The following is a 12,091-nucleotide window of genomic DNA, read 5'->3' on the forward strand; positions in this document are numbered from 1 at the left end:
CTAATGTACAGCCAACGAACTTATAACGTTATTATATTATAAATATTTTAACAGAATTTAACTGTTAAAATACTGAACTACTAAAAGTCTTATCCTAAAACTTCTTTCACTTTTTTACCAATCTCTGCAGGAGAATCTACAACGTGAATTCCACATTCTCTCATAATAGCTTTTTTAGCCTGAGCAGTATCATCACTTCCTCCAACAATTGCTCCAGCATGTCCCATAGTACGACCTGCAGGTGCAGTTTCACCAGCGATAAAACCAATAACTGGTTTTTTAGATCCACTAGCTTTATACCAGTTAGCAGCATCTGCTTCTAATTGACCACCTATTTCACCAATCATCACTACACATTCAGTTTCTGGATCGTTAATTAATAACTCAACAGCTTCTTTAGTAGTAGTTCCAATAATTGGATCCCCACCAATACCAATTGCAGTAGTAATACCTAAACCTTGTTTTACAACCTGGTCTGCAGCTTCGTAAGTTAATGTTCCTGATTTAGAAACAATACCTACAGTACCTTTTTTGAAAACGAAACCTGGCATAATACCAACTTTAGCTTCTCCTGGAGTAATAACTCCTGGACAGTTAGGTCCAACTAATCTACACTCTTTACCTTTAATATAATCTGATGCTTTGATCATGTCTGCAACAGGAATACCTTCAGTAATACAAATAATTACTTTAATTCCTGCATCTGCAGCTTCCATAATAGCATCTGCTGCAAAAGCAGGTGGTACAAAAATAATTGTTGTATCTGCTCCAACTTTAACAACAGCTTCTTCAACTGTATTAAAAACTGGTCTATCTAAATGTGTTTGTCCTCCTTTTCCTGGAGTAACACCACCAACAACATTTGTTCCGTACTCAATCATTTGTCCAGCGTGAAATGTTCCTTCACTACCAGTAAATCCTTGAACTATAATTTTTGAATCTTTGTTTACTAAAACGCTCATTTGTATGTTTTTTGTCCCATTGTCTTTTCAGACATTTCCCAAAGGGAAACAAAAATGGAGTTGTTTTTATTTATCTGCCACAAAAGTAAGTTTTTGATAGCTATTTTTTAAATGTATTTAAATTTTTATTTCAGAAAAAGTAGTTAAATTTTCTACGCTTTCATCTAATCTCTGACTAATCTCATAACCTCTATACATTTTACCGTCTTTTACTTCCCATATTGAGATAAAATGCGCCAAAGGCTCTTCTTTAAAAGGTCTTTCTATTGTTGTACAATAAATAGTATATCTAGCAGTAACAGTATCTCCATCTTCTAAAAGGTGACTTAACCTATAAGCAAATGACAAATAAGATTCTTTAACTCCTTGAAGTTTCTCTAATATTCCATCTTTATTTAACGTTGTAAAACCCTGACTGCTATTCCAATGTAAAACACAATCTTCATGAAACATGCTGATTATATCTTCATCTTTAGCTAAATTAGAATCATAAAACGCTTTAACAACTTTTTTAGCAGACATCTATTTATTTTTTAATTGATCTATAATATTAGGAATCTGCTTAACATAAGCCAATTCTTTTAATTTTACTCTTGCTTCTTCAATAGGAGTACCAAAATAGCTTTTCCCACCAGCAACAGATTTTGTAACACCTGTTTGACCAAGAATAACTGCTTTTTTACCAATAGTAATTCCACTATTTGTACCTACTTGTCCCCAAATAGTAACTTCGTCTTCAATAATACAACATCCTGCAATTCCTACTTGAGAAGCTATTAAACATTTTTTTCCAATAACGGTGTCGTGTCCAACTTGTATTTGGTTATCTAACTTAGAGCCTTCACCAATAATTGTATCTCCTGTAACGCCTTTATCTATAGTACACAATGCACCAATATCTACATTATCTTTTATAACAACACGGCCTCCAGAAATTAATTGATCGAAACCTTCTGTTCTGTTTTTATAATAAAAAGCACTTGCTCCTAAAATAGTTCCAGAATGTATAGTCACATTATTACCAATAACAGCATCGTCGTATATAGTAACATTAGCATGAATAATACAATGATTTCCAATTGTTACATTGTTACCAATAAAACAGTTGGGTTGAATTATAGTGTTCTCTCCTATTTTAGCTGAAGCTGAAACACTACTATTTGAAGCCCGAAATGGCTTAAAATGCTTAGTTAACTTATTGAAATCACGAAAAGGATCTTCGCTTATTAAAAGCGCTTTACCTTCTGGACAATCTACATCTTTATTAATTAAAACTATAGTAGCTGCAGACTGTAGTGCTTTATCGTAATACTTTGGATGGTCTACAAAAACAATATCTCCAGGTTCTACTACATGAATTTCATTCATTCCTAAAACTTGAAAATCATCTGCTCCAACATAATCACAATCGATTATTTGAGCAACTTGTTTTAGAGTATGTGGTTTAGGGAATTTCATTCTTTAATAAATAGGTATTAATTGTGTGAGATTATTCTTTAACACGTTCTTTATAAGTTCCTTTTGTTGTTTCAACCTTAATCTTATCACCTTCATTTATAAATAAAGGTACATTTACCTCTGCTCCTGTTTCAACAGTCGCTGGTTTTGTTGCATTAGTTGCTGTATTTCCTTTTACTCCTGGCTCTGTAGCTGTAACTTCTAGAATAACCGTTGCTGGCAATTCTACAGACAATGGCATATTGTCTTCTGTATTAATTTGAATGGTTACAACTTCTCCTTCTTTCATTAATCCAGGATTATCTAAAGCTGATTCTAGAAGTCTAATCTGTGTGTAATCTGATTCATTCATAAAATGATAAAATTCACCATCATTATATAAATATTGAAACTTATGAGTTTCTACACGAATATCTTCTAATTTATGTCCTGCAGAAAACGTATTATCTAATACTTTTCCGTTAGTAACACTTTTCATTTTAGTACGAACAAAAGCAGGTCCTTTTCCTGGTTTTACATGTAAAAATTCAATAATTTTATAAATATCATTATTATATTTAATACATAATCCGTTTCTTATATCTGAAGTAGTAGCCATATTATTATTTATTATTAAGTCTTTTATTATTGATATAATTCTAAATTTTAGAATCTATTTTCAATCATTAAATCTGTCTTCTTTATTTCTTATATCAAAAATTAATTTGATTTAAAGTAACCCTTCATTATACCACGATGAGAGTTCTTAATAAACTGAAGAATTTCGTCGCGTTCTGTGGTTGCTTCCATTTCAGCCTCTATAATCCCAGCGGCTTGTGTATTGTTATAATTTTTTTGATATAATATTCTAAATATATCTTGAATTTCTCTAATTTTTTCTGTCGTGTATCCTCTTCTTCTTAATCCAACAGAATTAATACCTACGTAAGATAAAGGTTCTCTACCCGCTTTTACAAATGGCGGCACATCTTTTCTTACTAAAGATCCTCCTGTTACAAAAGCATGATTACCTACAGAACAAAACTGATGTATTGCTGTCATTCCTGCTAATATAACATAATCACCAATAGTAATGTGACCAGCAAGCGTACTGTTATTTGAAAAAATACAGTTACTACCAACAATACAATCGTGCGCTATGTGACAATATGCCATTATTAAGCAATTATCACCTATTACAGTCTTCATTCTATCTGTTGTACCTCTATTTATGGTAACACATTCTCTAATGGTAACGTTATCTCCAATAATAGTTAAAGTATCTTCATCATCGTACTTTAAATCTTGTGGTACTGCAGAAATTACAGAACCAGGAAAAATACTGCAATTTTTACCAATACGAGCACCTTCCATGATTGTTACATTACTCCCAATCCAAGTTCCTTCTCCAATGGTAACATTATTATATATAGTTGTAAAAGGCTCAATAACCACATTTTTCGCGATTTTTGCTCCAGGATGTACGTATGCTAAGGGTTGGTTCATTTTTGTAATATTTGTTTTGAAAGGTAAAATATGTAAGCGATTAACGTTACTAATATTTTTATTTTATTTTAGATATTTGCGCCATCAATTCTGCTTCAGCACATAATTTCCCATTAGCGTAAGCATAACCTTGCATATGGCAAATACCTCTTCTAATTGGTGTTATTAGTTCACATTTAAAAATTAATGTATCACCAGGAACAACCTTTTGTTTAAATTTAACTTTATCCATTTTCATGAAAAATGTTAAATAATTTTCTGGATCGGGAACAGTACTCAATACTAGAATACCTCCTGTTTGTGCCATTGCCTCAACTATTAAAACACCTGGCATAACTGGAGAACCGGGAAAATGACCTTTAAAGAACTCTTCGTTCATGGTCACATTTTTCATTCCAATAACCTTGCTACTCGTCAATTCAAAAACCTTATCCAATAATAAGAATGGTTGTCTATGTGGCAACATATCCATTATTTGATTAACATCCATTAAAGGTGTTTGGTTTAAATCTACAGCAGGAACATTATTACGTCTTTCATTTTTAATTAATTTAGACATTTTTTTTGCAAACTGAGTGTTTACAAAGTGTCCTGGCTTATTAGCAATTACTTTTCCACGAATTCGTGTACCAATTAAAGCTAAATCTCCAATAACATCTAATAATTTATGTCTTGCAGCTTCGTTAGGATGATGTAAAGTTAAATTATCAAGTATACCATTAGCAGTAACTGCAATAGCATCTTTATTAAAAGCGACTTGAAGTTTTTTCATTGTTTCTGGAGACAATTCTTTATCTACATAAACAATAGCATTGTTTAAATCTCCTCCTTTTATTAATCCATGTTCTAGAAGTGATTCTAATTCATGTAAAAAACTAAAAGTACGAGAATCTGAAATATGCTCTTTAAAATCGGACAAACGATTAAGCGTTGCATTTTGAGTACCTAAAACTTTAGTGCCAAAGTCTACCATTGTTGTTACTTGGTATTCTTTAGCAGGCATTACTAATATCTCACTACCACTCTCCTCGTCCACATAAGAAATAACATCTTTTACAATGTATTCTTCGCGAAAAGCATCTAATTCTACAATTCCAGCCTTTTCAATAGCTTCAACAAAGAATTTTGAAGAACCGTCCATAATTGGAGGTTCTGAATTATCTAATTCTATGATTGCATTATCTATGTCTAAACCAGTAAATGCTGCTAAAACATGCTCACATGTTTGTATGCTAACACCGTTTTTCTCTAAACAAGTACCACGTTGTGTACTCGTAACGTAGTTTGCATCTGCTTCGATTACAGGACTACCTTCAAGATCTACACGTTTAAAAGCAAATCCAGAGTTTGCTGGAGCTGGTTTAAAAGTTAAAGTAACATCTTTTCCTGTGTGTAATCCTACACCAGTCAAAGAGACTTCATTACTTATCGTTTTTTGGTTGATTTCCGAATTAACTATTGCCATTTCCTTTTTTTTCTAGTGCGTTAATAGTTTTAACTAGTTTTGGTAAGTTTTTAAAATAAACATAAGATTTATTCCAGTCTCCATAGCTAAAAGCCGGAGAACCTTGTAAAACATCGTTGTCTTTAATGTTTTTTCCTATTCCAGACTGTGCTTGTATTTTTACATTATTTCCAATTACTAAATGTCCTGCAAAACCAACTTGACCACCTATTTGGCAATTTTCGCCAATTTTAGTAGATCCAGCAATACCTGTTTGTGCAGCTATTACTGTGTTTTTACCAATTTCTACATTATGTGCAATTTGAATTTGATTATCTAATTTAACACCTTTTCTAATAATTGTAGAACCTAATGTTGCTCTATCTATAGTAGTTGCAGCTCCAACGTCTACAAAATCTTCTAAAATCACATTTCCTATTTGCGGCACTTTATCATACTCTCCTGCTTCATTTGGTGCAAAACCAAATCCGTCTGCTCCTATAATAACTCCCGAATTGATAACGCAATTTTTACCAATAATACACTCTGAATAAACTTTAGCTCCTGCAAAAAGTACCGTGTCGTTATCGATAACCACATTGTCACCAATGTAACATCCTGGAAATATTTTAACATTATCACCTATTCTTACATTATCTCCAATGTATGAAAAAGCGCCAACATAAATATCCTTACCTACCGTCGAGGATTCTGAAATAAACGATGGTTGCTCTATTCCAAACTTATTAAGTTTTACTTGATTATAGTATTCTAAAAGTTTTGAAAAGGATTTATAAGCATCGTCAACTTTAATTAAAGTTGTTTTAATTTCTTGCTCAGGCTCAAAATCTTTATTTACAATCGCAATAGATGCTTTTGTACTATATATATAAGGAGTATATTTTGGGTTAGCCAAAAAGGTTAAAGCACCTTCTACGCCTTCTTCTATTTTTGATAATTTAGAAACTTCTGCATGTGGGTTACCAACTACATCGCCTTCTAAAATACCAGCTATTTGTTCTGCTGTGAATTTCATCTCTCGCAAAAATAGAAAAAATGTATCATATAACGTGAAAACTTCTAAAGTTGTTTACTGCTTAGCTTAGGTGGTCATTAATTTAATGTTATATCTGCATTAAATTAATCTCTTAATTAAGTTAACAAACTCAATATACACGCGCTTTAACAATTACTACTTTATATTAATTTTTAGGATAACAAATATAATATTTAGTTACAGGTTTAGCCAGCGCCTTAAGATTTAACTGATCGCTTGCTTTTACTATATCTTCAATTTTTCCGTTTTTATGTAAAATATTAATGCCTTGTTTTTTTCTAGTATAAGCCTGGTTTGATATTTTACCGGTAAATACAAAATACTCAGCTTCAGCTTCAGAGATAGAATGTTTTTCTATTAATTCTTTTTTATGCTGAAGTAACAAAGAAGGCTTAATCTCTTTCTTTTTTATTTTAACTTTCAATAAATCACGATTAATAATCATCTTACAAAGGTTCTTTAAAACAAAATCATCATGGTATTGCCATTCTTTCATTGCTGAAACAATATCATAATCATCTAGTTTAGAAAACGTCTCTAGACTTTCATTATTAAAATTATCTAATGTTATTTCTTTCTTTAAAAAATACTGAAGCGATCTACTAGCATGCAACTCCTCTCCTCTTTTTGTTAGCTCCTTTGCACGTTTAAGCACCCTTATTAATACTTGTTCTGCAGATAAACTTGTTTTATGCAAGTACACTTGCCAATACATTAAACGTCTAGCCACCAAGAATTTTTCGATACTATAAATACCTTTATCTTCTACTACTAATTTATCGTCCTTAACATTAAGCATGGTAATTAAACGCTCACTATTAATATTACCTTCAGCAACACCCGTATAAAAGCTATCGCGTTTTAAATAATCTGCTCTATCCATATCTATTTGGCTAGAAATAAGCTCGCACATAAACTGTCGATGATAATCGCCTTTAAATATCTGTATAGCCAAAGTTAAATCGTTGTTAAATTCAGCATTCAATTTCTCCATAAAAAGCATAGAAATGTGCTCATGAGAAATACCATTTACTATACTATGTTCCATGGCATGAGAGAATGGCCCGTGACCAATATCATGTAATAAAATAGCAATGTATAGTGCGTTTTTTTCTTCCTCAGAAATATCAACACCCTTAAAACGAAGCACTTGAACTGCTTTCTGCATTAAATGCATACAACCAATAGCGTGATGAAAACGTGTGTGATGGGCACCTGGATAAACCAAGTAACTCATTCCCATTTGAGTAATGCGACGTAGCCTTTGGAAATAACGATGTTCGATTAAATCGAAGATAAGTGAATTAGGAATTGTAATAAATCCGTAAATTGGGTCGTTTAATATTTTAAGTTTGTTACTTTTCTGCAAACTGATGAATTTTCAATGATTAAGATAAACAAATATACATGGATAAAATAAAAATACTTTGGGTTGACGATGAAATCGATTTACTAAAACCACATATTATCTTTTTAGAACAAAAAAATTACGCTGTAACCAAGTGCAATAGCGGTACAGAAGCGCTTGAGATTTTAGAAGAAGAAAAATTTGATATTGTATTTTTAGACGAGAATATGCCTGGATTAACAGGTTTAGAGACGCTTAACGAAATAAAAGAGAAACAAGACACGCTTCCGGTAGTTATGATTACCAAAAGTGAAGAAGAATATATAATGGAAGATGCTATTGGTAATAAAATTGCCGATTATCTTATAAAACCCGTAAACCCTAATCAGATTCTACTAAGTTTAAAGAAAAATTTAGACCATTCTCGATTGATTTCAGAGAAAACAACCTCTAACTATCAACAAGAGTTTAGAAAAATTGCTATGGATATGGCAATGGTGAATAGTTACGAAGAATGGGTTGCACTTTATCAAAAGCTAATATATTGGGAAATGCAACTGGAAGACATTGAAGATACTGGCATGTTTGAGATTTTAGAATCTCAAAAAAACGAAGCTAATCTTTTGTTTGGGAAATTTATTGACAAAAACTATCCTACTTGGTTCGAACCTAATGTAGATGCCCCTACACTATCTTACAACTTATTTAAAGACAAAATTGTTCCCGAATTAAGCAAAGAACAACCAACACTTTTAGTAGTAGTTGATAATTTACGTTATGACCAATGGAAAGCTTTCGAACCTTTTGTAACCAATCATTACAAAAAGAAAAACGAAAGTGCTTTTTTTAGCATTCTACCTACAGCAACACAATATGCTAGAAATGCCATTTTTTCAGGACTTATGCCTAGTGACATGGAAAGATTACATCCTGAGTTTTGGAAAAATGATATTGATGAAGGTGGTAAAAATATGCATGAAAATGATTTTTTAGAAGCACAAATGAAACGCTTAGGCTTAACTAACTATAAACATGAATATTACAAAATTACCAACTTAAAAAATGGTAAAAAATTAGCAGATAACTTTAAAGGCACCAAAGACAACGATTTAACAGTAGTGGTATACAATTTTGTAGATATGTTATCGCATTCTAAAACAGAAATGGATGTTGTAAAAGAGCTTGCTTCTAACGATAAAGCCTATAGATCATTAACACAGAGTTGGTTTAAAAACTCTCCACTCTTAGAGATGATTCAGCAAGCACAACAAATGGGCTTTAAATTAATTATCACTACAGATCACGGTACTATTAATGTGAAAAATCCATCTAAAGTAGTTGGTGATAGAGATACAAGTTTAAATCTACGTTATAAAACAGGACGTAGTTTAAGTTATGAAAACAAAGATGTATTAGCAGCTAAAGACCCAAAATCTATACACTTGCCTTCTATGTCGATGAATAGTTCTTTTATTTTCGCGAAGAGCGATTTGTTTTTTGCATATCCTAACAACTACAATCATTATGTAAGTTATTATAGAAACACATACCAACATGGAGGCGTCTCTTTAGAAGAGATGATTATTCCTTTTGTTGTATTAGACCCAAAATAACAGCACACTTCATTACAAACAACTAACAACTGTGGTAGTTCATTTAAATTAGAAATTAATTTAAAATCGACTACCACAATTAGTTTATTTAATTTATTACACGAAAAACTTCTTCAATCTTTAGTTTCTGTTTTTTCTAACCCGTTTATTTTAGTTATTTGAGATTTAACTTTAATTTTGCCATATGTTAGAAATAGAATACACCTTAAAAGACATTGATAACGTTGCTAAACAAATTTTAAAACACGCAACTACAAAATCCTTTCTTTTTAAAGCCGAAATGGGAGCTGGAAAAACAACACTAATCAAAGCTTTAGTTAAGGAACTTGGCTGTGACGATGCTGTTAGCAGTCCTACTTTTTCTTTAGTAAACGAATATCAAACCAAAACTGACACAATATATCATTTCGATTTATACCGCGTGGAAGATGAAGACGAGCTTTATGATTTTGGTATTGAAGAGTATCTAAACTCAAACACCTACCTATTTATAGAATGGCCAGAACTTGCTAAAAATCTAATTGAAACATATAATTGTATTACAATTAACATAAAAAACAACACTAGTAGAGTGCTAAAAATGATCTTAAATTAAAATCATAAGACTTTTTTATCTCAACAAAAAGTGTAATTTTGGGTTGATTACGGTTTTTACCGTAACGAAAAGCAAGAAAAAAGTTCTTTTTAACATAATTTTAACATTTCGCGTATTTTCAGACCATAGTTTTATATAGATTTGAGTAATAAATTAATCTAATCCCTATAAATTATGCAAAGTAAAAAGTATTTAATAGCACTGGCTATTTTCGGAGGTGTGTTTTTCACAGCAAACGCGACAAACATTATTGATTTAAATGACCAAATTGAAAACGGAATTGACAAAACAAAGCTTAAAGTTCCAACACACGGATAAAAAACGATTAATTAAAGGATCTATAATAGCATTATTTATTGCTTTTATTCCTTTAATGTTTCAAATCTATAAAAGTGTTCCAAAGGTAAAAGTTTGGAACACTTTTCTATTTACATACAACAGTACACATTACACAGATGCAAATATTGCAGCATGGCTTTTAACTGGTAAAATAGTACCCATTATATTATTACTTACATGGTTTTTCACTTGCCGCCATTGGTGGTATCATTCAATAATAATCCCAATTGCTATGTATACATACCAAGCAATGGGTATTCTTAATGACGATAATAGGTATTTTGAAGAATTAAACATAGTATATCTTTTACCTGTAATGCTTATTATAATTCCGTCTATTTATCTTGTAAGAGCTAGAATATTCAACAAACTAAACACAGTAAGCAAATCAATACAAGAACTTGAAGACGAATTAACCTTTAGACCAAAAACTCTTTGGGGGAAAATCAAGCAATTTTTTTAATTGTATTAATATAACCTTACAATATACTTGTTAATTTACTATTTATTCGTAATTTAAATCTTTGTAAATAACGAATAGCAAAATATGGCAAAATCCATTACTCCATTTTCTAAAGCACAACTCTTACCACAAGAGGAAACTTTAGAGATTTCAAAACAAAAAAGCTCACTATTTATTGGCATCCCTAAGGAAACTGCTTTTCAGGAAAAGCGCGTTTGCTTAACTCCGGATGCTGTTTCGGCAATTGTAAACAATGGCCATCGCGTACTTATAGAATCTGGCGCAGGAAAAGGATCTAAATTTAGCGACAAAGATTATAGCGAAAATGGAGCGGAAATAACTAACGATGTAGCAAAAGTATATGGCTGCCCAATGATTTTGAAAGTAGAACCACCTACTCTAGAAGAATTAAAACTAATAAACCCGAAATCTACATTAATTTCGGCATTACAGATAAAAACACAATCAAAAAAATATTTTGAAACACTAGCTAGTAAACGCATTACCGCTTTAGCTTTCGAATTTATTCGCGATGAAGACGGTGCTTACCCTGCAGTTCGTGCATTAAGTGAAATTGCTGGAACAGCTTCAGTTTTAATAGCATCGGAATTACTGAGTAATACGACAAATGGCAACGGATTAATGTTCGGAAACATTAGCGGCGTTCCTCCCATAGAAGTTGTTATTCTTGGAGCAGGAACCGTTGGCGAATTTGCAGCTAGAAGCGCGATTGGCTTAGGTGCAAATGTTAAAATTTTCGACAATTCCATTACCAAACTTCGATGTATTCAAACCAACTTAGGTAGAACACTTTACACCTCTACTATTCAACCAAAACATCTAAAAAAAGCTTTAAAGCGTTGCGATGTTGTTATTGGAGCAGTTAGAGGCAAAGATCGCTCTCCTGTTATTGTTACTGAAGATATGGTTGAGCAAATGAAAAAGGGAGCTGTAATTATTGACGTAAGCATAGATATGGGTGGTTGTTTTGAAACAAGCGATGTTACAACACACAAACATCCTATTTTCGAAAAACATGGTGTAATACATTATTGCGTGCCTAATATCCCAGCTCGTTATTCTAGAACTGCATCTGCTTCAATAAGCAACATCTTTACACCGTACCTGCTTAAAATCGCAGAAGATGGTGGTCTAGAACACTCTTTAAGAATGGATCATGGTCTTAAAAATGGACTCTACTTCTATCATGGTATTTTAACCAATCGTGCAGTTGGAGAATGGTTTGACATGAATTACAACGATATAAATCTTCTAATTTTTTAAATTCAATTATAATTATGGTTTTCTCTATTATAAACCAGTTTTA

General features: G+C 31.9%; 12 protein-coding genes. 4 read left to right on the top strand and 8 right to left on the bottom strand.

The window, feature by feature from the left end:
- Nucleotides 1-89: 89 nt before the first annotated feature.
- From sucD to ASC41_RS14020, 8 genes are all read right to left on the bottom strand, one after another.
- On the bottom strand, nucleotides 90-962 hold the full coding sequence (gene sucD / locus ASC41_RS13985; RefSeq protein ID WP_055437271.1) for a succinate--CoA ligase subunit alpha: 873 nt from the start codon (nucleotides 960-962) through the stop codon (nucleotides 90-92).
- Between the two features lie 117 nt (nucleotides 963-1,079).
- Entirely contained in the window at nucleotides 1,080-1,484 is a 405-nt protein-coding gene (locus ASC41_RS13990) for a nuclear transport factor 2 family protein (RefSeq protein WP_055437272.1), read from the bottom strand.
- A complete protein-coding gene (locus ASC41_RS13995; protein ID WP_055437273.1) occupies nucleotides 1,485-2,420 on the bottom strand; it encodes a UDP-3-O-(3-hydroxymyristoyl)glucosamine N-acyltransferase in 936 nt (311 codons plus the stop codon).
- Between the two features lie 31 nt (nucleotides 2,421-2,451).
- A complete protein-coding gene (gene efp / locus ASC41_RS14000) occupies nucleotides 2,452-3,018 on the bottom strand; it encodes an elongation factor P (protein ID WP_055437274.1) in 567 nt (188 codons plus the stop codon).
- A 101-nt stretch (nucleotides 3,019-3,119) separates the two neighbouring features.
- Nucleotides 3,120-3,905, bottom strand: coding sequence for an acyl-ACP--UDP-N-acetylglucosamine O-acyltransferase (lpxA, locus tag ASC41_RS14005; protein ID WP_055437275.1), 786 nt, complete (start codon nucleotides 3,903-3,905; stop codon nucleotides 3,120-3,122).
- 58 nt (nucleotides 3,906-3,963) lie between these two features.
- A complete protein-coding gene (locus ASC41_RS14010) occupies nucleotides 3,964-5,370 on the bottom strand; it encodes a bifunctional UDP-3-O-[3-hydroxymyristoyl] N-acetylglucosamine deacetylase/3-hydroxyacyl-ACP dehydratase (RefSeq protein WP_055437276.1) in 1,407 nt (468 codons plus the stop codon).
- The gene (gene lpxD / locus ASC41_RS14015) at nucleotides 5,357-6,385 is read right to left on the bottom strand and encodes a UDP-3-O-(3-hydroxymyristoyl)glucosamine N-acyltransferase (protein WP_055437277.1); all 1,029 of its coding nucleotides are present in this window, start codon (nucleotides 6,383-6,385) and stop codon (nucleotides 5,357-5,359) included. The genes ASC41_RS14010 and lpxD overlap by 14 nt, the downstream gene beginning before the upstream one ends.
- Nucleotides 6,386-6,551: 166 nt before the next feature.
- Nucleotides 6,552-7,775, bottom strand: a complete 1,224-nt coding sequence (locus ASC41_RS14020) for an HD domain-containing protein (protein ID WP_055437278.1) — start codon at nucleotides 7,773-7,775, stop codon at nucleotides 6,552-6,554.
- Nucleotides 7,776-7,813: 38 nt separating this feature from the next.
- Between ASC41_RS14020 and porX the strand changes: the two genes are divergently transcribed.
- The 4 genes from porX (at nucleotide 7,814) to ASC41_RS14040 (ending at nucleotide 12,048) form a co-directional block, all read left to right on the top strand.
- Nucleotides 7,814-9,367, top strand: coding sequence for a T9SS response regulator signal transducer PorX (porX, locus tag ASC41_RS14025; protein ID WP_055437279.1), 1,554 nt, complete (start codon nucleotides 7,814-7,816; stop codon nucleotides 9,365-9,367).
- 184 nt (nucleotides 9,368-9,551) lie between these two features.
- Nucleotides 9,552-9,962: a tRNA (adenosine(37)-N6)-threonylcarbamoyltransferase complex ATPase subunit type 1 TsaE gene (gene tsaE / locus ASC41_RS14030; protein ID WP_055437280.1), complete on the top strand. Its 411-nt coding sequence runs from the start codon at nucleotides 9,552-9,554 to the stop codon at nucleotides 9,960-9,962.
- 259 nt (nucleotides 9,963-10,221) lie between these two features.
- A complete protein-coding gene (locus tag ASC41_RS14035) occupies nucleotides 10,222-10,764 on the top strand; it encodes a hypothetical protein (protein WP_055437281.1) in 543 nt (180 codons plus the stop codon).
- An 84-nt stretch (nucleotides 10,765-10,848) separates the two neighbouring features.
- Nucleotides 10,849-12,048 (top strand): alanine dehydrogenase, encoded by a 1,200-nt coding sequence (locus tag ASC41_RS14040; protein ID WP_055437282.1) that lies wholly within the window; start codon nucleotides 10,849-10,851, stop codon nucleotides 12,046-12,048.
- The last annotated feature ends 43 nt before the right edge of the window (nucleotides 12,049-12,091 follow it).

Source organism: Lacinutrix algicola (assembly GCF_001418085.1).
In the GTDB taxonomy this organism is placed as follows: Bacteria; Bacteroidota; Bacteroidia; order Flavobacteriales; family Flavobacteriaceae; genus Lacinutrix; species Lacinutrix algicola.

Coding starts and splice junctions, on each gene's coding strand:
- ASC41_RS13995 (WP_055437273.1), bottom strand. CDS start 2,420: ATGAAATTCCCTAAACCACATACTCTAAAACAAGTTGCTCAAATAATC.
- ASC41_RS13990 (WP_055437272.1), bottom strand. CDS start 1,484: ATGTCTGCTAAAAAAGTTGTTAAAGCGTTTTATGATTCTAATTTAGCT.
- sucD (WP_055437271.1), bottom strand. CDS start 962: ATGAGCGTTTTAGTAAACAAAGATTCAAAAATTATAGTTCAAGGATTT.
- efp (WP_055437274.1), bottom strand. CDS start 3,018: ATGGCTACTACTTCAGATATAAGAAACGGATTATGTATTAAATATAAT.
- porX (WP_055437279.1), top strand. CDS start 7,814: ATGGATAAAATAAAAATACTTTGGGTTGACGATGAAATCGATTTACTA.
- lpxD (WP_055437277.1), bottom strand. CDS start 6,385: ATGAAATTCACAGCAGAACAAATAGCTGGTATTTTAGAAGGCGATGTA.
- ASC41_RS14010 (WP_055437276.1), bottom strand. CDS start 5,370: ATGGCAATAGTTAATTCGGAAATCAACCAAAAAACGATAAGTAATGAA.
- ASC41_RS14040 (WP_055437282.1), top strand. CDS start 10,849: ATGGCAAAATCCATTACTCCATTTTCTAAAGCACAACTCTTACCACAA.
- ASC41_RS14035 (WP_055437281.1), top strand. CDS start 10,222: ATGACCAAATTGAAAACGGAATTGACAAAACAAAGCTTAAAGTTCCAA.
- lpxA (WP_055437275.1), bottom strand. CDS start 3,905: ATGAACCAACCCTTAGCATACGTACATCCTGGAGCAAAAATCGCGAAA.
- tsaE (WP_055437280.1), top strand. CDS start 9,552: ATGTTAGAAATAGAATACACCTTAAAAGACATTGATAACGTTGCTAAA.